The organism is Agromyces sp. MMS24-K17 (assembly GCF_043950245.1).
GTDB lineage: Bacteria > Actinomycetota > Actinomycetes > Actinomycetales > Microbacteriaceae > Agromyces.
This window is the reverse complement of sequence record NZ_CP171640.1, coordinates 4,156,849-4,175,777: the sequence shown is the minus strand read 5'-3', so window position 1 is coordinate 4,175,777 and position 18,929 is coordinate 4,156,849. Positions and strand designations below refer to the sequence as shown.

General features: G+C 74.2%; 17 protein-coding genes. 8 read left to right on the top strand and 9 right to left on the bottom strand.

All coding sequences use genetic code 11. The features are described from left to right. Positions 1-73: 73 nt before the first annotated feature. Positions 74-1,069, bottom strand: a complete 996-nt coding sequence (locus ACGGZK_RS19180; RefSeq protein ID WP_395244224.1) for a hypothetical protein — start codon at positions 1,067-1,069, stop codon at positions 74-76. Between the two features lie 86 nt (positions 1,070-1,155). On the opposite strand from ACGGZK_RS19180, the gene ACGGZK_RS19175 reads away from it, so the two are divergent. Then, a complete protein-coding gene (locus ACGGZK_RS19175; RefSeq protein ID WP_395244223.1) occupies positions 1,156-1,917 on the top strand; it encodes an acetoacetate decarboxylase family protein in 762 nt (253 codons plus the stop codon). A gap of 18 nt (positions 1,918-1,935) precedes the next feature. Here ACGGZK_RS19175 and ACGGZK_RS19170 read toward each other — a convergent pair whose 3' ends face one another. Further along, positions 1,936-3,369: a flavin-containing monooxygenase gene (locus ACGGZK_RS19170; RefSeq protein ID WP_395244222.1), complete on the bottom strand. Its 1,434-nt coding sequence runs from the start codon at positions 3,367-3,369 to the stop codon at positions 1,936-1,938. Further along, positions 3,366-4,031, bottom strand: coding sequence for a helix-turn-helix domain-containing protein (locus ACGGZK_RS19165; protein ID WP_395244221.1), 666 nt, complete (start codon positions 4,029-4,031; stop codon positions 3,366-3,368). The genes ACGGZK_RS19170 and ACGGZK_RS19165 overlap by 4 nt, the downstream gene beginning before the upstream one ends. A gap of 50 nt (positions 4,032-4,081) precedes the next feature. On the opposite strand from ACGGZK_RS19165, the gene ACGGZK_RS19160 reads away from it, so the two are divergent. The 4 genes from ACGGZK_RS19160 (at position 4,082) to ACGGZK_RS19145 (ending at position 10,228) form a co-directional block, all read left to right on the top strand. Then, a complete protein-coding gene (locus ACGGZK_RS19160; protein WP_395244220.1) occupies positions 4,082-5,845 on the top strand; it encodes an FAD-dependent oxidoreductase in 1,764 nt (587 codons plus the stop codon). After that, positions 5,842-7,044 carry an acyl-CoA dehydrogenase family protein gene (locus ACGGZK_RS19155; RefSeq protein ID WP_395244219.1) on the top strand — a complete coding sequence of 401 codons (1,203 nt, stop codon included), beginning with the start codon at positions 5,842-5,844 and terminating at the stop codon, positions 7,042-7,044. The genes ACGGZK_RS19160 and ACGGZK_RS19155 overlap by 4 nt, the downstream gene beginning before the upstream one ends. Positions 7,045-7,169: 125 nt before the next feature. Then, the gene (locus ACGGZK_RS19150) at positions 7,170-9,059 is read left to right on the top strand and encodes an AMP-dependent synthetase/ligase (RefSeq protein ID WP_395244218.1); all 1,890 of its coding nucleotides are present in this window, start codon (positions 7,170-7,172) and stop codon (positions 9,057-9,059) included. Then, entirely contained in the window at positions 9,056-10,228 is a 1,173-nt protein-coding gene (locus ACGGZK_RS19145; RefSeq protein ID WP_395244217.1) for a CaiB/BaiF CoA transferase family protein, read from the top strand. The genes ACGGZK_RS19150 and ACGGZK_RS19145 overlap by 4 nt, the downstream gene beginning before the upstream one ends. Here the strand turns inward: ACGGZK_RS19145 and ACGGZK_RS19140 are convergent. Next, a complete protein-coding gene (locus ACGGZK_RS19140) occupies positions 10,194-11,030 on the bottom strand; it encodes an alpha/beta fold hydrolase (RefSeq protein ID WP_395244216.1) in 837 nt (278 codons plus the stop codon). The two genes, ACGGZK_RS19145 and ACGGZK_RS19140, sit on opposite strands and share 35 nt — an antisense overlap. 129 nt (positions 11,031-11,159) lie before the next feature. On the opposite strand from ACGGZK_RS19140, the gene nhaA reads away from it, so the two are divergent. After that, positions 11,160-13,025 carry a Na+/H+ antiporter NhaA gene (gene nhaA / locus ACGGZK_RS19135; RefSeq protein WP_395244215.1) on the top strand — a complete coding sequence of 622 codons (1,866 nt, stop codon included), beginning with the start codon at positions 11,160-11,162 and terminating at the stop codon, positions 13,023-13,025. A gap of 73 nt (positions 13,026-13,098) precedes the next feature. Here the strand turns inward: nhaA and ACGGZK_RS19130 are convergent, their stop codons facing one another. The 3 genes from ACGGZK_RS19130 to ACGGZK_RS19120 all read right to left on the bottom strand — a co-directional run bounded on the left by ACGGZK_RS19130 (position 13,099) and on the right by ACGGZK_RS19120 (position 16,293). After that, the gene (locus ACGGZK_RS19130; protein WP_395244214.1) at positions 13,099-13,476 is read right to left on the bottom strand and encodes a DUF2255 family protein; all 378 of its coding nucleotides are present in this window, start codon (positions 13,474-13,476) and stop codon (positions 13,099-13,101) included. Positions 13,477-13,543: 67 nt separating this feature from the next. Beyond that, the gene (locus ACGGZK_RS19125; protein WP_395244213.1) at positions 13,544-14,920 is read right to left on the bottom strand and encodes a carboxylesterase family protein; all 1,377 of its coding nucleotides are present in this window, start codon (positions 14,918-14,920) and stop codon (positions 13,544-13,546) included. Then, the gene (locus ACGGZK_RS19120) at positions 14,917-16,293 is read right to left on the bottom strand and encodes an FAD-binding oxidoreductase (RefSeq protein WP_395244212.1); all 1,377 of its coding nucleotides are present in this window, start codon (positions 16,291-16,293) and stop codon (positions 14,917-14,919) included. Before ACGGZK_RS19120 ends, ACGGZK_RS19125 begins: the two co-directional genes overlap by 4 nt. 125 nt (positions 16,294-16,418) lie before the next feature. Here ACGGZK_RS19120 and ACGGZK_RS19115 point away from each other — a divergent pair, with 125 nt between their 5' ends. Continuing rightward, entirely contained in the window at positions 16,419-16,991 is a 573-nt protein-coding gene (locus tag ACGGZK_RS19115; RefSeq protein ID WP_395244211.1) for a hypothetical protein, read from the top strand. A 27-nt stretch (positions 16,992-17,018) separates the two neighbouring features. Continuing rightward, on the top strand, positions 17,019-17,492 hold the full coding sequence (locus ACGGZK_RS19110) for an NUDIX domain-containing protein (RefSeq protein WP_395244210.1): 474 nt from the start codon (positions 17,019-17,021) through the stop codon (positions 17,490-17,492). Here ACGGZK_RS19110 and ACGGZK_RS19105 read toward each other — a convergent pair. Further along, positions 17,489-17,962, bottom strand: coding sequence for a hypothetical protein (locus ACGGZK_RS19105; protein ID WP_395244209.1), 474 nt, complete (start codon positions 17,960-17,962; stop codon positions 17,489-17,491). The two genes, ACGGZK_RS19110 and ACGGZK_RS19105, sit on opposite strands and share 4 nt — an antisense overlap. A 43-nt stretch (positions 17,963-18,005) precedes the next feature. Next, positions 18,006-18,581, bottom strand: a complete 576-nt coding sequence (locus ACGGZK_RS19100; RefSeq protein WP_395244208.1) for a GNAT family N-acetyltransferase — start codon at positions 18,579-18,581, stop codon at positions 18,006-18,008. Positions 18,582-18,929: the final 348 nt, after the last annotated feature.

Genomic DNA, 18,929 nt, shown 5'->3' with positions numbered 1-18,929 from the left:
TTCTTTCCAGAAGAGCCGCCCCGTTGGGGCGGCTCTTCTGCATTTAACGCACCGGATCCGACAGTTGCGGCGCTCAGCGCCCGTCGGAGAGCTGGGCGGCATCGGCGCCGCCCGCCCAGTGCAGCACGCGCAGCGCGCGGAGGGTGTTCCATCGGCTGGGCTCGCCCTCCGGGGCGTCCAGCTCGTACGCATCGACGCCGGGCCACGGCCGGCCGGCGGCCCAGGTGCCGTCGTCCCGACGCCCGCCGGCGAGCAGGTCGAGCGGCTCGGCGAGGCGGGCGTCCGGCTCGGCACCCGCGTCGCGGAAGTAGTCGAGTGCCCGCAGCACGTCGTAGAACCAGTACGTCGGGAACGTGAAGTTCAGGTACCGGTCCTTCACGATCTCGCCGGTCGACCGGCGCCGGAACAGGTGACGCTCCAGCAGGAACTCCTCGCCGGCATGGCGCCACTCGCGGACCTCGGCGACCGTCGGCAGCCCGGAGGGCGGGGCATCCGCTTCGCCTTGCGACGTGACCGCGCGCTCCCAGGCCAGCAGGCCCTCGAGCACGCACAGCGTGGAGTCGAACGACGACCGCTCCGAGGGGTCGCAGTTCCACCCGCCGTCGGCCTTCCGGCCCTCGTCGAGCAGGCCGAGCATGCGGTCCTGGCCGACGTCGAGGGCGCCGAAGTAGGCGGCATTGGCGAGCACGCCGCCGTTGACGCACGCCTCCTCCTCGCCGTCGAAGTAGCGCAGGCCCGGGAAGTCGGCCGACGCGACGCCCGCGCGCACGCGGTCGATCGCGGTGACGACCGCCGGGTCGGCGGGGTCGATGCCGAGGTTCCGGAGCACCTGCAGCGTCCACATCGTGCTGTTCCGCTCGCGGTTCGGCCCGTACTCGGTGCCCGCCCAGGTGCCGTCGTCACCCTGGAGCGAGAGGAGTTCCGCACCCCAGCCCTCGCGAGCGACCCGTGCGCGCTCCGCGGCGATCTCGTCATCGGGGCCGTCCAGGAGGTCGCGACGGACCTGCCACCGGATCGCGGGGTCGCCGTCGAGCAGCCAGTCGATCACATCCGTCGTGTCGTCACCCATGCCCGCCATCGTCGCCGAGAACCGCTCGCGCGGCCACCCCTCGACGCGGAGGCGCGGCTCTGCTCAGCACCGCTACGCTCGCAGCCATGGATGCGACCGAGGGCGAGCCGCGCACATCGATCTGGCCGCGTGACGACGACGGGGTGGCCTATCCGCCGGAGCCCTGGTACCTCGGCGGCGACTTCGTGGTGGCGGTGCGGCTCGTGCCGATCGACCGGCTTCCCGGCGCCGTCGCGGACGCGGCGCCGGCGGGAGCTCGACTCCTCCGCCTCGGCGGCCGCGCGATCGTCGGCACCGCTCTCGTGCACTACGAGGCCGGAGGCGTGCTCGCGTACGAGGAACTGCTCGTCGCCCTGCCGGCGTGGCACCGCGGTCGGCTGCGCGTGGTGATCCCGCAGATCTGGGTGACGAGCCCGGCGTCGCGCGCGGGCGGACGGGCACTCTGGGGCATCCCGAAGGGGCTCGCCGAGGTGCGCCGGTCGCATCCCGAGTCGGGGCGCCTCCTCGCCGAGGTGACCATCGGTCCGGTCGCGCCCGCGGCCGCGGCACGGGGCGATGGCCACGAGGCCCGAGTCGACGCCGCGGTCGATGCGGTCGTCGGCGGACGCCTGTGGCCGTGGCGGGTGCGGCTGCCGCTGCCGACGGCGCAGCGACTCGACGATCGGGAGACGGTGTCGGTGAACGTGATCGACGCCGAGGTGCGCGCGGTGCGCGCGAACTGGCGGTTCGACGCCGACGGGCCGCTCGGATGGCTCGGGGCATCCGATCGGCCGTTGGTGCAGCTCGTGCTCGCGCGCGCGTCGATCGTGTTCGGGCGGCGCGTCGAGCGGCGTGCCGCAGGACGGTAGCGACCCCGCGCGCGGCGGTCAGGCCCAGGCGAAGTCGGCCGGGTCGAGTTCGGCGGTGCGGCGCGCGTAGGCCGTCGTGCCGCCGGGCCAGTTCGACGTGATGCGGCCGGTATCGGGGTGCCGGTACCAGCTCGAGCACCCGGCCCAGACGGATTCGGCGAGCCGGCCCTGGATGTCGGCGTCCCACGCGGCCTCGGCGTCGACGGTCGGCTCGACGGTGGTCGCGCCGGAGGCGCGGAGGCGGTCGAGGGCCTGGCGCATGTGGCGGGCCTGCGCCTCCTCCATGAGCAGGATCGAGCTGCCGCCGAGGTTCGTGTTCGGGCCGTAGCAGAGGAACAGGTTCGGGAATCCGGGCACGTAGATGCCGAGGTGCGCGCGGGCGCCCTCGGCCCAGGCGTCGCGGAGGACGCGGCCGTCGCGCCCGCGGACCTCGATGCGTTCGAGGAACTCCTGCGCGTCGAACCCGGTCGCGAGCACGACGGCATCGACGTCGAACTCCCGGCCGTCGGCCGCCCGCACGCCCGAGGCGGTGAGCGCGTCGACCGCCTGCGGCACGAGGGTCACGTTCGGCCGCTGCAGCGCCGGGTAGTAGTCGTTCGAGAAGAGGATGCGCTTGCAGCCGAGCTCGTGCTCGGGCGTCAGCGCCCGGCGCAGCTCGGGGTCGCGGACCTGCCGGCGGAGCTGGAAGGTGGTCAATCCGCGGAAGATCCTGGCCGACGACGTGGACGGGTCGAGCGCCCGGGAGAGCTGCGCGGCGAGCCCGGAGAAGAACCGGCGCTCGAGCCCGAGCGCGGGCCGCCACCAGCGGGGGAGCGGGCCGTCGGGCTTGAACAGGACGTGGTTCGCGGAGCGGCTGAACACCACGAGCCGGTCGGCGACCTCCGCGAGCCGGGGGACGAGCTGCACGGCCGTCGCCGCCGAGCCCACCACCGCGATGCGGCGGCCGCGCGGATCGAAGCCCTCGGGCCACCTGGCGGCGTGGAAGACCTCGCCGCCGGCGGCCGTGAACTCGGTGAGACCCGGCAGGTCGGGCTCCCGCGGCGTGGCCAGTTGGCCGACGGCGCTCACCAGCACGTCGACCTGCTCGCTGCCACCGTCGGCGAAGCGCACGGTCCACGCCGCGTCCTCCTCCGACCAGTCCGCGCCGACGACGGTCGTGCCGAAGCGGGTGCGGGCGGTCACGCCCTCGGCGTCGGCGACCCGGCGGAGGTAGGCGAGGATCTCGGCCTGGCCGGCGTACCGGCGCGTCCACTCGCGGCTCGGCGCCCAGGAGAACTCGTACAACGGCGAGGGCACGTCGCACGCGGCGCCGGGGTAGGTGTTGTCGCGCCACACCCCGCCGGGGCGATCGCTGCGCTCCCAGAGACGGACGTCCTCGTGGCCGTGCCGCAGGAACTCGGCGGCCACCCCGACACCGCCGAAGCCGGTTCCGATGATGCCGATCGAGGTCATCGCACCGCACCGGGGCGGCTCGGGGCATCCGTCTCGCGCGGGGCATCCGTCTCGCCGCGGGGGTCGGCGCCGGCCGGGGCATCCGTGTCGACCGCGGCGAGGAGCGCGGAGACGACGATCGCGGCGACCTCGTCGCGGCCGATCGTGCCGCGCTGCAGCCACTCGCGGCAGAGCGCCTTGATGAGCGGCGCGCACGCCCGGACCCGGGCCCGCGTGCGCGGCGAGTCGACGACGCCGATCGCGTCGATCACGAGCTGTGCGGCGCGGTCGTCGGCGGCGTCGACGATCGCCTGCACGTCGGAGTCCTCGCGGAGGCCCTCGGCGCCCGAGGTGCGCACCCACTCCTGGCCGTAGCTCGTCGCGCCGTCGAGGATCCAGTCGATGACGAGGCCGGCGCGCTCGGCGCGGCTGCGGCCCTCCATGTCGGGCAGCGCCCGCAGCGGCAGGCGCACCGAGGTCGCGAGCACCGCGAGGAACAGGTCGCGCTTCGAGCCGAAGTAGTGGTTGAGCAGGCCCCGCGTGACGCCCGCGGCGGCGGCGAGCTCCTCCATCGAGACGGCGGCGTAGTCGCGTTCGCGGTAGAGGTCGCGGGCGGCCGCGATGATCCGCTCACGGCGTTCGGCCGGGGGAGGCGGAGGCGGACGGCGTCGGTCACGCGGCAAGTCTGAACCCGCTATTGGCAGAGTGTCAACACGCGACTAGGCTCGGCGCCATGACACGCGACTACGACGTCGTGGTGATCGGATCCGGCTTCGGCGGGAGCGTCGCCGCGCTCCGCCTTGCCGAGAAGGGGTACCGCGTCGCCGTGCTCGAGGCGGGTCGCCGGTTCGCCGACGACGAGCTCCCCGAGACGAGCTGGCGGCTGCGCCGCTACCTCTGGGCGCCGTGGCTGCGCTGCTTCGGGATCATGCGGATGACCCTCCTGAAGGACGTCTTCATCGTCTCGGGCGCCGGGGTCGGCGGCGGCTCCCTCGTCTATGCGAACACGCTCTACGAACCGCTCGACGACTTCTACGCCGACCCGCAGTGGGCGCACCTCGCCGACTGGCGCGACGAGCTCGCGCCCTGGTACGACCAGGCCAAGCGCATGCTCGGCGTCGTGCGCTACCCGGGCCGCACCCGCGCCGACGACCTCATGGCCGAGGTCGCCGCCGAGCTCGGCGTGGCCGACACGCTGCACCCCGCCGACGTCGGCGTGCTCTTCACCGACACCCCCGGCGCCGCGGTGCCCGACCCGTTCTTCGGGGGCGTCGGGCCGGCACGGCACGGATGCCTCGACTGCGGCGCGTGCATGACCGGGTGCCGGCACGACGCGAAGAACACGCTCGTGAAGAACTACCTGCACCTCGCCGAGTCGGCCGGGGTCGAGGTGCACGCGATGACCACCGCCGTCGACGTGCGCCCGCGCCCGCCGGCGACCGGCGGGTACGAGGTGCGCACCCGCGGCACCGGCAACCGGCTGCGCCGGCGCACGTTCGTCGCCCGGGAGGTCGTGTTCGCCGGGAACGCGCTGAACACGCAGGACCTGCTGCACCGGCTCCGCCGCACCTCGCTGCCGCGGCTGTCGGCCCGCATCGGCGAGCTCAGCCGGACGAACTCCGAGGCGGTGCTGTCGGCCCGGTCGAGCGAACCGGGCGTCGACCTCACGCCCGGGGTCGCGATCACCACGTCGTTCCACCCCGACGCGCACACGCACGTCGAGTCGGTGCGGTACGGGCGCGGGTCGAGCCTGCTCAGCCTGCTGAACGCCCACCTCGTCGACCCCGAGCCCGGCCGCAGCCGGCTCCGCTCCGCGGCGGGCGTGTACCGCCGGCTCGGCTGGCGGAACGCCGCGCGCATGCACGCCCCGCGCCGCTGGGCCGAGCAGTCGATGATCGTGCTCGTCATGCAGTCGCTCGACAACTCCGTGACCACCTTCCTGAAGCGCGGCCCCTTCGGCCTCCGGATGACGACGAAGCAGGGCATCGGCGAACCGAACCCGACCTGGATCCCGATCGCGCACCGTGTCGCCCGGTCGCTCGCGGCCCGCACCGGCGGGCTCGCCGGCGGCTCGTCGACCGACCTGCTCGGCATCCCGCTGACCGCCCACTTCATCGGCGGCTGCGTCATCGGCGCCACCGCCGACGACGGGGTCATCGACCCCTACCAGCGCGTGCACGGCTACGAGGGCCTGCACGTGGTCGACGGCTCGGCGATCAGCGCCAACCTCGGCGTGAACCCGTCGCTCACGATCGCCGCCCAGGCCGAGCGGGCGCTCTCGTTCTGGCCCAACCGCGGCGACGCCGACCCCCGGCCCGCGCTCGGCGAGCCGTACCGGCGCATCGACGCCGTCGCGCCGAAGGCGCCGGTCGTGCCGGCGACCGCGTCGGGCGCACTCCGACTCCCCATGCCCACCGTCCGCCCACCGGCAGGACGGCGGTTCACCGAGGGCGCCGTCGATGCGCTCTCCCGCTCCACGAAGGCGAGGATCCCATGACCATCACCGAGGACCGCGGCACCGAGGCATCCGCCCCGCCCGCTCCCTTCTATGACGAGGACCACGAGGCCTACCGGGCCAGCGTGCGCGAGTTCCTCCGCCGGGAGGTGGTGCCGCACTACGACCGGTGGGAGGAGGAACGGCTGATCGACCGCGCCGCGTGGCGGGCAGCCGGCGAAGCCGGCATGGTCGGCCTGGCGATCCCCGAGGAGTACGGCGGCGCGGGCATGACCGATCGCCGGTACCGGATGGTGTTCAGCGAGGAGATCGCGCGCGCCAACACCACCTCGTTCGGTGTCGGGCTCGGCCTCCAGGACGACATCATCACCCCGTACTTCCTGCACCTCGCGAACGAGGAGCAGAAGCAGCGGTTCCTGCCGGGCCTCGCGGCCGCCGAGCTCATCGGGGCCATCGCGATGACCGAGCCGGGCACCGGCAGCGACCTGCAGGGCATCCGCACCTCGGCCCGTCGCGACGGCGACGACTGGGTGCTGAACGGGCAGAAGACCTTCATCTCGAGCGGCATCCAGGCCGACTTCGCGATCGTCGTCGCCCGCACCGACCCCGAGGCGGGCTCGCACGGCTTCAGCCTGTTCATCGTCGAGACCGGCATGCCCGGGTTCGAGCGCGGGCGCAAGCTCGACAAGGTCGGCATCGCCGGGCAGGACACCGCCGAGCTGTTCTTCCGCGACGTGCGCGTGCCCGCCGCGAACCTCATCGGCGAGGAGGGCGGCGGCATGGCGTACCTCATGCAGAACCTCCCGCTCGAGCGGCTCGGCATCGCGATGGCGTCGCAGGCGTCGTGCCAGGCCGCGCTCGAATGGACGCTCGAGTACGTGTACCAGCGCACCGCGTTCGGGAAGCCCATCGGCGACTTCCAGAACACCCGCTTCGAGCTGGCGTCCATCGAGACCGAGGTCGACGTGAGCCGAGCCTACCTCGAGCAGGCGATCCTGAAGTTCAACGCCGGCACCCTGACCACCGTCGAGGCGTCGAAGGCGAAGTGGTTCATCAGCGAACTGCAGCAGCGCGTCGTGTACCGGTGCCAGCAGTTGTTCGGCGGGTACGGCTTCATGCTCGAGTACCCGATCGGCCGCGCCTACCGCGACGCCCGGATCCAGACGATCTACGGCGGCACCACCGAGATCATGAAGGAGATCATCGGCCGCGACCAGGCCGCGCGCTACAAGCAGCGCTGAGCGGAGCGGGTCGGCCGGCGCGACGGTGCGCCGGCCGGCCCGGACCGCAGCACCTCACGCCCGCACACCACCCCGTCCCGCACCACCCCATCCCGCACCGCCCGACAGCCCACGAAGGAGTGGACATGTCCGACACGCTCGACGCCCCACCGCCCCTGCCCCCGCAGCCCGCCGCCCTCGACCGCGAGCTCGCCCCGAACGTCGCCGTGCACTTCCGGCGCCGGGTCGAGCGGTCGGCCGGCCGAGAGGCGTTCCGCCATCCGGACGGCGGCGGCTGGCGCTCCCGCACGTGGCGGGAGGTCGGCGACGACGTCGAGCGTGTCGCGGCCGGGCTGCTCGCCCTCGGGCTCGCATCCGAGGACCGGGTCGGCATCGTCAGCGAGACCCGCCTCGAGTGGATCCTCGCCGACCTCGCCGTGCTGAGCGCGGGCGGGGCCACCACCGCCGTCTACCCGACGATGACCGGCGACGACGCCGCGTACATCCTCGCGGATGCCGCCTGCCGGTTCGTCTTCGTCGAGGACGACGCCCAGCTCGACAAGGTGCTCCCGCATCGCGCGGAACTGCCGGGGCTGGAACGGGTCATCCTCATCGCCGGCGCCGTGCCCGGGGCATCCGCCGACCTCGCGATCCCGCTCGACGACCTGCGCGCGCTCGGCGACGCGCTGCTCGCGGAGCGGCCGGCCGCGGTCGCCGAGGTCGCCGAGGCGATCCGGCCCGACCAGCTCGCGACGCTGCTCTACACGTCGGGCACGACCGGGCGGCCGAAGGGCGTGCGGCTGCTGCACCGATCGTGGGTGTACGAGGGGGAGGCGCTCGCCTCGCTCGGGTTCGTCCGCGAGGACGACCTGAACTTCCTCTGGCTGCCGATGTCGCACTCGTTCGGCAAGGTGCTGCTGTCGACCCAGCTCGCCGCCGGGTTCACCACCGCGATCGACGGGCGCGTCGACCGCATCATCGACAACCTCGCCGTCGTGCAGCCCACCTTCATGGGCGCCGCGCCCCGCATCTTCGAGAAGGCGTACAGCCGCATCGTCACCACCATCGAGGGCGAGGGCGGCGTGAAGGCGAAGCTGTTCGCCCGCGCGTTCGCGACGGGACGGCGCGTCGAGGAGCTCCGCCGTGCGGGCCGCCCGGTGCCCGCGGGCCTGAAGGCGTCGCACGCGGTGCTCGACCGGCTCGTGCTCCGGAAGGTGCGCGCGCGGTTCGGCGGACGGGTGCGGTTCTTCATCTCGGGATCGGCGCCGCTCAACCGCGAGATCGCCGAGTGGTTCGCGGCCGCCGGGATCATGATCATCGAGGGGTACGGGCTCACCGAGACCTCGGCGGGCGCCGCCGTCGGCCACCCCGACCACAACCGCTTCGGCACCGTCGGCCAGGCGCTGCCCGGGTCGGAGGTGCGCCTCGGCGACGACGGCGAACTGCTCATCCGCGGCCCGCACGTCACCGAGGGCTACCAGGGCCTGCCCGACGCGACCGCGGCCGCGCTCGACGCCGACGGCTGGCTGCACACCGGCGACCAGGCCTCGATCGACGCCGACGGCTACCTCACCATCACCGGACGGCTGAAGGATCTCATCAAGACTTCGGGCGGCAAGATCATCGCGCCCGAGGGCATCGAGGCCGCCTTCAAGGTGATCCTGCCGTACACGAGCCAGGTGCTGCTGTTCGGCGACGGCCACCCGTACTGCGTCGCCCTCGTCACGCTCGACCCCGACGCGATCGTCGCGTGGGCGAAGGAGCAGGGGCTGCCGGATGCCCCGTACGCCGAGCTCGTCCGCAGCGCCGCCGCCGACCGGCTCGTCGCGGACGCCTTCGCCGAGCTGAACGGGCGGCTCAACCGGTGGGAGCAGGTCAAGCGCTGGCGGATCCTCGACGCCGACCTGAGCATCGCCACCGGTGAGCTGACGCCGTCGATGAAGGTGAAGCGCGGGCTCGTCGAGCGCGAGCACCGGGAGGCCATCGAGGCGCTGTACGCGGACGCGACGTCGACCGGCTCGACCCCGAGCGCATGACCGGGCCGCTCGCCGGGGTGCGCGTCGTCGAGCTCGGCGGCATCGGGCCGGCGCCGCACGCCGCGATGGTGCTCGCCGACCTCGGGGCCGACGTGGTGCGCCTCGAGCGGGCGAGCGGCGGCCTGCGCGTCGGCGACGACGAGCGGCTCGACCACATGCTGCGATCGCGCATCGCCTCGGTCGTGGTCGACCTCGCCGACCCCGCCGGCGCCGAGGCCGCGCTCGAGCTCATCGACCGCGCCGACGTGCTCGTCGAGGGCTACCGGCCCGGCGTCGCCGAGCGGTTCGGCCTCGGGCCGGACACCTGCCTCGCCCGCAACCCGCGACTCGTCTACGGGCGCATCACCGGCTGGGGCCGCGAGGGCGACCTCGCCGCTCGCGCCGGGCACGACCTCGACTACCTCGCGCTCACGGGCGGCCTGCACGCCATCGGCCGCCCGGGCGAGCGGCCCGTGCCGCCGCTCAACCTCGTGGCCGACTTCGGCGGCGGGTCGATGCTGCTCGTCGCCGGCGTACTCGCCGCGCTCGTCGAGCGCGCGACGTCGGGGCGCGGCCAGGTGGTCGACGCGGCGATGGTCGACGGCGCGTCGCTGCTGCTCCAGCTCATGTGGTCGATGCGCGGCGTCGGGCAGTGGCGCGACCGGCCCGGTTCGAACCTGCTCGACGGCGGCGCGCCGTTCTACGACACGTACGCCTGCGCCGACGGGCGGCACGTCGCGGTCGCCGCCCTCGAACCGCGGTTCTACGCCGAGTTGGTCGGCGTGCTCGACCACGCCGGCGCGCTCGACGCCGACGCACTGCCCGATCGGGACGACCCGCGCGGGTGGCCGCACCTGCGCGCGGCCTTCGAGGCCGCGTTCGCGGCCCGCACCCGCGACGAGTGGACCACCGTGTTCGCCGGCACCGACGCATGCGTCGCGCCCGTGCTCTCGTTCGAGGAAGCGGCCCGCGACACGCACCTGCGAGCGCGGGGCACGCTCGTCGAGGTCGACGGCGTCACGCAGGCGGCCCCGGCGCCGCGGTTCTCGCGCACGGCACCGGATGCCCCGCGCGCGCCCCGGCGAGCGGCCGCGGCGGGTGAGGATGCGACGGCGGCGCTCGCCGCGGTGCGCGCCAGGTGGGGTGGGGAAGCGGTCAGCTCCGGAGGAACCCCAGCAGCACCTCGTTGACCTCGGCGCCGTGCGTCCACAGCATGCCGTGCGGGGCGCCCTCGAGCTCGACGTACGTCGCGTCGGGCAGCAGTTCGCGGAAGCGGCGCGCGGTCACGTCGATCGGGAGGATGCGGTCGGCGGTGCCGTGCACGATGAGCGCGGGCACGTCGACCTTCGGGATGTCCTCGCGGAAGTCGGTCGGCCAGGTGAGGGGAGCGGCGGCGATCGCGGCGTTGCCGGCGTGGTTCGCCACGGCGACGCTCGCGTCGAGCGCCTCCTGCGAGATGCGGTTCCCGAGGAACTCGTCGAGGTTGTAGAAATCGCTGAAGAAGCCGGTGGTGAACGCGTACCGGTCCTCGCGCACGGAGGCCGCGATGCCCTCGAAGAACTCGATCGGTCCGGCGCCGCCCGGATTGTCGGCCGTCTTCAGCAGGAACGGCTCGAGCGACCCGAGGAACGCGACCTTCGCGATCCGTGCGCTGCCGTACCTGCCGAGGTACCGAGCGACCTCGCCCGTGCCCATCGAGAAGCCGACGAGCACGGCGTCGTGGAGGTCGAGCGCCTCGACCAGCGCGTGCAGGTCGGCGGCGAACGTGTCGTAGTCGAAGCCCGACGACGCCTTGCTCGAGGCGCCGAAGCCGCGGCGGTCGTAGCTGATCACCCGGTAGCCGGCGTCGAGGAGCGCGGCCTGCTGCTTGCCCCACGACTCGCCGTTCAGCGGGAAGCCGTGGATCAGCACGACCGGCTGCCCCTCGCCCTGGTCGTCGTAGTGGAGTGAGAGCTCCGCGGAGTTCTCGCTGCCGACGGTGATGCGTGCCATTGGTCGTCCTTCCATCGCACGGGTGCGGGAGTCGTCCCCCGCACGACGGTAGCGGCGGGGCGGATGCTTCGGAAGGGGTGCGACGCCCAGACCTGCCGAGGGGCGCCGAACTGCTCGTAGGCTGGGCGGATGAGCCGCGCCGCACCCGACACGACGATCGAGGCCCGCACGCGGCGGTCGAAGGCGCCCGGCGCCGGCGACCGCATCGCCGCACTGCTCCTGCTGCTCGGCACCCTCATCGCCATCACCTGGGCGAACCTGCCGTTCGGTGCGACCTACGAGGAGTTCTGGGGCCTCGAGCTCCAGATCTCGCTCGGCGGGATCGAGCTGCAGGCGACCCTGCACCAGGTCGTCAACGACGCGATCATGACGTTCTTCTTCTTCGTCGTCGGGCTCGAGGTGAAGCACGAGTTCACCGTGGGCGAGCTCACCGACCGGTCGCGTGCGATCGTGCCGGTGGTCGCGGCGATCGCGGGACTCATCCTGCCCGCCCTCATCTTCGTCGCGTTCGCGTCGTCGACCGGCGACGCGCACGCCTGGGGCGTGGTGATCTCGACCGACACCGCGTTCCTGCTCGGCGCGCTCGCGCTCATCGGCCCGAAGTTCCCGTGGCGCCTCCGCACGTTCCTGCTCACCCTCGCCGTGGTCGACGACATCGGCGCCCTGCTCGCGATCGGCGTGTTCTACAACTCGGGCATCGAACCGCTGCCGCTCGCGATCGCCGCGGTGCTCATGGTCGCGCTGGCGCTCGTGCGGTACCTCCGCGCCGGCCGCGGGCTCGCGTACGCGGTGCTCGGCACGGCGCTCTGGATCGCCGTCGCGCAGGCCGGCATCCACCCCACCCTCGCGGGCGTCGCCGTCGCCCTCCTCATCCCCGTGTACCCGCCGCGCCGGGTCGACGTGGAGCGCGCCGCCGAGCTGACCCAGGCGTTCCGCGAATCGCCGAACCCGTCGTACGCCGCAGCCGTGACCCGCAGCCTGCGGGACTCGCTGTCGATCAACGACCGGCTCCAGGCGGCGTGGTCGCCGTACGTGTCGTACCTCGTGCTGCCGGTGTTCGCGCTCGCCAACGCGGGCGTGCACCTCACCCCCGAGACCCTGGCCGCGGCCGTCGCCTCCCCGCTCACCTGGGGCGTGGTCGCGGGCCTCGTGGTCGGCAAGCTCGTCGGCATCACCGGTGCGACCGCGATCGTGCGCGCCATGGGACTCGGGCGGCTCGCGCCCGGCCTCGGGATGCCCCGCATCGCCGGCGGGGCCGCGCTCAGCGGCATCGGCTTCACCATCTCGCTGTTCATCGTCGGCATCGCGCTGCCCGACCCGGAGGACCAGGACCTCGCCCGCGTCGGCGTGCTGGCGGCCTCGGTGATCGCGTTCCTGCTCGGGTGGGGCATCCTCGCCGTCGCCGACCGGATGCGCCCGCCGATGGCGGTCGGGCTGAAGCTCGCGCGGCCGTTCGACGCCGACCGCGACCACTACCGCGGGCGGTTGGACGCCCCGTACGAGATCGTCGAGTACGGCGACTTCGAGTGCCCGTTCTGCAGCCGCGCGACCGGGTCGATCGACGCGGTGCTCGCGCACTTCGGCGACGACGTTCGCTGGGTGTGGCGCCACCTGCCGCTCGAGGCGGTGCACCCGCACGCGAAGGAGGCGGCGCAAGCGTACGAGGCCGCCGCACTCCAGGGCGACTTCCTCGACATGGCGAGGACGCTGTTCGCCAACCAGGACGCCCTCGCCACCGACGACCTGTTCCGCTACGCGGAAGACCTCGGGCTCGACCTCGACCGGTTCGGCGCGGACCTGCGCGCGCCGAAGGTGATCCGCCGCGTGGAGGACGACCAGCTCGACGCCGAGATGATGGACCTCCACTCGACGCCGACGTTCTACGTGAACGGGAAGCGGCACAAGGGGCCGTACGACTCGGCGACGCTGATCCGCGCGCTCGAGGCGGGTGGCGGCGCGGTCGAGGGCGCGGCGCGGCCGGCGGCACGCGGCTAGGCCGGCGGGCGGCCGTTCGCGGCCGTTCGCGCCCGGCGCGACCTGCGGGCGGCGGTTCGCACGCCCGGCGCGGTCAGTCGACCGGCAGCAGCCGGAAGGTCGTCTCCACGACGGCCGGGCCGACGACCGTGTTCACGATCCGGGCGCCGTACCGGTCGTACTTCGCGTGGTACGACGCGTCGATCGCCTCGTGCACGTCGGCAGCCGCCGGGGCGAACAGCACGTCGCGCTCGATGCCGCCGACGCGGATGCGGCCCCGGCCGGACGCCTTCGCCCGGCGGAACCACCCGTTGTCGGGGCCGTAGGCGGAGCGGATGTAGAGGTCGTCGCCCGTGCGCACCACCCAGATGGTCACGTACGGGCGCAGGGACCCGTCGGGTCGGTACGACGAGACCTGCAGTTCGTCGGCGCCGCCGGCGCGGGTCAGCTCGTCGTCGGTCCAGGTGCTCATGGAACCATCCTCGCGGGCGCCCGCGAGACGAGGGAGGCCTTGACAGGGCCTCCCGACGGCACCGAGGTCAGCCGACTCGGCGCAGGCCGCCCGTCCAGCCCGGGCCGAGCGGGACGGTCGGTTCCGCGATGCGCCCCGTCCGCGCGAACTCCGCCCATGCGGCGCGCAACGGTGCCCCGGCGGTGACGAGGGCGGCCGCACCGTCGGGAGCGAGGAGCGGCGTGTCGGCCCAGGCCGACTCGTTCGCGAAGAGCAGGGCGACGTCGATCGCGTGCGCCGCGCCGATCGTGCTGCCCTCGGGCCGGCCGTCGAACTCGGCGACCTGCACCCGGGCGCCGGAGGCGGCGAGGAGGTCGGCGAAGCGCCGCCCGCCGGTGCGGTAGACCCGGTCGGTCACGGTGCGCACGAGCGCGCGCATCAGGCTTCGGCTGCCGCGTCGTGCGGCGAGGCGTCGCAGCGCCGGCGAGACCTCGACGAAGAACGACGCCTCCTCGCTCGTCCAGCACACGAGGACGTCGAGGCCCGGCGCCCGCTCGCGCCACCTCGCCTCGACGTCGGCCTCGGGTGGCAGCGGGGCGATGCCGTACTCGGGGCTGAACGCCATGCCGGCGCGCAGGCCCGAGCCGTTCGCCGCCGCCCGCGCCCGCGCCTGCGCGGCGAAGACGTCGTCGAGCGGGGCATCCGCCGCGAGGTCGCCGACGGCTCGGCGCATCCGCTGCTGCAAGGCGGCACGACCGCCGCGGATGCCGAACGGCGTGCTCTGCAGGATCACGCGGTCGACGAGGCCGTCGGCGCCGTCGGCGGCGAGGACATGCGCGATCGCGTCGCCGCCCGACGACTGGCCGAACACGGTCACGAGCGACGGGTCGCCGCCGAAGGCGCCGATGTGCTCGCGCACCCAGCGGAGCGCGACGATCAGGTCGAGCAGCCCCAGGTTCGCGGCGCGCGGCGGCGACGCGGCGGGGTCGCCGAGGAAGCCGAGCACGCCGAGCCGATAGGTGATCGTGACGACCACGACCCGCTGCTCCCGCACGAGCGTCGCCGGGTCGTACCCGCCGAGGTCGCCGGCCCCCGACACGTGCGAACCGCCGTGCACCCAGACGAGCACGGGCAGGTCGTCGCCCGCGCCGACGTCCGCCGGCCGCGTGAGGCTCAGCCGCAGGCAGTCCTCGTCGGCGTCCGTGCCGCGGAGCGGGTCGCCGAGCAGCCCGTCGCTGCCGCTGGGCGGCTGCGGGCAGGTGATGCGGCGGAACTGCAGGTCGGCCGACTCGGATGCCTCGGGCGCGACCGGCACCGGCGGCGCGAATCGGTCGGCGCGGGCGTACCGGATGTTGCGGACGCGCACGACGCCGTCGGCCGCGACCGCGGCGAACGCGCCCAGCGGGCTGTCGACGGAGGTGAGGGTGCCGAGGTCGGTCGCGGCCGGGTCGGCGTGCGCCGTCACGGGGCGGCCCGGAAGGGCCGGTTGGCGACGAACACGCCGTCGGGGTCGACCCGGCGCTTCACGTCCTCGAGGCGCGCGATCGTCTCGGGGCCGTAGGCGTCGGCGAAGCTCGCACCGCTGCCGAGGAAGCTCGGCACCCCGCCGCCCTCGGGCGGGTACGCCGCCACGAGGCGCTCGAGCGGTTCGAACGCGGCGGCCGGGTCGACCGACGGGTCGAAGAGCAGGGCCCCGGCGTTGAGCAGGAGCGGGGCGTGCAGCGCGCCCACGGCCGCGAACTCCGCGCCGAGCTCGTCGGCGACCGCGCCGCCCAGCACCCGCAGGCCGCAGCGCATCAGCCCGTGCTCGGCTCCGGCGAGGAACGCCGCGACGAAGTCGTGGGCGAACGCGGCGTCGCCGCCGCCGATCGCGCCGCCGAAGTCGGCGGTCGGCATCGGATCGACGGGCTCGGCGGCGACCGCCGCGAGCGAGCCGATCGTGAACGCGGTGAGCGTGTCGGCGATCGGCTCGGCGACCGCGCGGAGCCGGTCGGCGTGGCGCCGCCCGGCCGCCTCGTCGCCGACGTGCACGAGCGCCACGGTCGCGACCGTCTGCCCGCGCAGCGGCGGCGGCACCAGCGGGATGTCGGGGAACCGGGCCATGCCGGTGTCGATGCCGAGCTCGGGCTCGTCGCGAGCGAGGTCGAACGCGGCGGTGATCACGTCGGCCGCGACCTCGGCCGGGAACGCCAGGCTGCCGCCGAAGAGCCGGTCGCCCTGGTACAGCGCGAACTGGATCGACGTGACGACGCCGAACGCGCCGCCGCCGCCGCGCAGCGCCCAGAGCAGGTCGCGGTCGTCGGCATCGGCGAGCCAGTGCACCGCGCCGGAGGCGTCGACGAGCTCGGCCGAGACGACCGACCGCGCGGTGAGCCCCGAGCGGCGGCTGAACATCGAGTGCCCGCCGTTGAGCGCCAGCGCGACCGCGTTCACCTCCGGATTCGACCCGGCCAGCGCGATCAGCCCCGAGCCGTCGAGCTCGGACAGCGCCCGGCCCCAGTTGACGCCGGCGCCGACCCGGAGCATGCGGGTCTGCCGGTCGACGGTGATCTCGTCGAGGTGGGTCGGCCGGATGACCAGCACCCCCTCGAGGGAGCCGCTCGCGCCGTGCCCGTTCGGCTGCGTGGTCACGCGCAGGCCGTGCCCGGCCGCGGAGCGCACGAGCGCCTGCACCTCGTGCACGTCGAGCGGCGTGGCGATCGCCGCGGGCCGTTGGTCGACGGCGAGGTTCCACGCGCGTCGCGCCTCGTCGTACCCGGCGTCGCCGGGCAGCACGATGCTCCCGGAGATCGTGGTGCGGAGCCGCTCCAGCGCGGCAGGATCGGATGCGTCGGACATGAGCCGCCTTCCCTCAGGGCCACGCTAGTGAGGACCGCCGACGACGGCCAGCATCGCGCCTGGACCGGGTGCCGGAAGCAGGCGCGGGGCTTGTGCCGCGGGCGGGATTGGGGCAACGTGGCCGCATGCACATCGTCGGCCGCCTGACTCCCGAGGAGTTCTGGGCGCAGGTCGATGCGGGCGACGACGAGGTGCGGCGCACCTTCGGCGAACGGGCGGTGTTCGGGGTCCGCAACTGGCCCGGCAGGGCCATGGTCGGCGAGTGGGCGTTCGGCGAGGGCGTCCGCGCGATCCTGTTCGTGCCGTACGCGTGGGACGGCGTCGACTACTCCGATCCCGACCTCGCCCCGCGGGTCGACGTGCTCGTCGACACCGTGGCGCCGCGCGAGCTCGTCGCCCGGCGGATGGAGCTCGATGCGTTCCTCGCCGGCGACACGGCACCGCGGCGACTGCTGGAGGCGCCGGCGCCCGACGCGATCGTCGACGTGCTCGTCGACGGCGTCGCCGAGCCGTTCGAGCTCTGGGCGCGCGAGGGCGTCGACCGCAGCCGGGTCGCCGGGCGGCTCGCCGGGGCCACGGTGGTGATCGAGTCGACGGGGCATCCGCTCGAGTCGCTCGAGCTCGAGCGCATCCGCGACGTGGAGGGCCTGCTCGCCGAGCGGCGCCGGTGGCTCCGCGCGCTGCGCGGCGGCGAGTGACGAGGTCGCCTCGCTAGGGTGGGCGCCATGCCCACGCCCGACTTCGTGCTCGAACTGCGCCGCCACGTCGGCACCCATCCGCTCCCGCTCGTCGGCGTGACCGCGGTGATCTTCCGCGACGACCGGGTGCTGCTCGGCCGCCGCTCCGATGACGGAGCGCTGACCGCGATCACGGGCATCGTCGACCCGGGCGAGGAGCCGGCGGTCGCCGCGGCGCGCGAGGCGGAAGAGGAGGCGGGCGTGCGCATCAGCGTCGACCGCCTGGCGTGGGTGCATCAGATCCCGCGCGTCACGTACGCGAACGGCGACCAGAGCGACTACCTCGACCTCGTGTTCCGTTGCACGTGGCTCGAGGGCGAGCCGGAGCCGGTCGACGGCGAGATGACCGACCTCGGATGGTTCCGGCTCGACGAGCTCGACGGCCTGTCGGCGGGCCACCGGGCGCGGGTGCTCGCCGCCGTCGAGGTGCGCGGCGAGGCGCGGTTCGAGGGAGCGGGCTAGGCGCGGCGCGCGGCGCGCTGGGGGCGCAGCCGGCCGGATGCCTCGCCGGCGACGTCGGCCTCGAGCAGGCTCGCGAGGGCCGCGAGGTCGCGGTCGAGGCTCGCCTGCACGTCGTCGCCCATCTCCTCGGCGAACTCGGCGGCCCGCGGCCCGGTGAGCCACGCGCGCAGGCGCAGGGCGGTCGCGCCGTCGCGCTCGATCGCCTCGTGGTGCACGGTGAGCTCGGCGCCGTCGAGGATCGTGGTGTCGGCGTACGAACGGCCGGGTTCGTACTCGGTCACGACGAACGGCGCCTCGTGCCCGCCCCGCACCTTGAGCACCCCGCGGGCGCCGACGGCGAACGGCTCGTCGAGCCGGAGGAACTCCATGCCGACCGCCCACTCGGGGTGGGTGGCGAGGTCGGCCCAGCGCGCGACGAACCGCCCGGCGGCGACGGGCGAGGTGCGGGTGGCGTCGGCGATCTCGATCACGGTGCGACCCTAGCGGCCGCGCGGCGACCGCGGGTGGGCGCGTTCATCGGAGGTCGAGGCGCATGACGACGCGCGGGAAGCCGTTCAGCACGGAGTCGGTGTCGGCGGCCTTGGCGAAGCCCGCCCGCTCGAACAGCGCGCGAGTGCCGACGTACGCCATCGTCAGGTCGACCTTCTCGCCGCGGTTGTCGAGCGGGTAGCCCTCGATCGCGGGTGCGCCGCGGTCGCGGGCGAACGCGACGGCGCCGTGGAGGAGGTGGTGCGACAGCCCCGTGCCGCGATGCCCCGGTCGCACCCGGATGCACCACACCGACCACACGTCGAGGTCGTCGACGTGCGGGATCTTCCGGTTGCGGGCGAAGGTGGTGTCGGCGCGGGGGTGCACCGCCGCCCAGCCGGCGACCTCGTCGCCGTCGTACGCGAGCACGCCGGGCGGGATCGCCTCCTCCTCGACGAGCCGGCGCACGCGCTCGCCGCGCTCGGGCCCGCGCAGCGCGAGGTTCTCCTTCGAGGGGATGCGGTAGCTCAGGCAGAAGCACACGTTCGCGTCGGGGCGCTTCGGCCCGACCATCGTCGCGACGTCGGCGTATCGCGTCGCCGGGCGCACCTCGATCCCCATGGGCCCAGCCTGCCACGGGCCGCCGACACCCGGCCGAGGCCTGATCGCGACCGCCTCCCGGTGCGCTTCATGGCGCGCCGTGACGGGCCGTGACGGCGGGTGTCGCCGTGTTGCGCCGCCTTCCGCGCCCGCGTACCCGGCCGTCGGGGACCGGCATACCGTGGTCGACATGACGACGCGGAGTGCCCCAGCGCACGCTCGCCCGGCGGACTCCACGACGCCGGGCCGCGTCGCCATGCCCACGATCACCGGATGTCCCGGGCGAATGCCCGAGGACGGGAGCCGCACCGCCTGAGCGGTGCTCCCTCCCGTCCCACCCCTGATCCCTCTGCATCCATCGCCACGGAT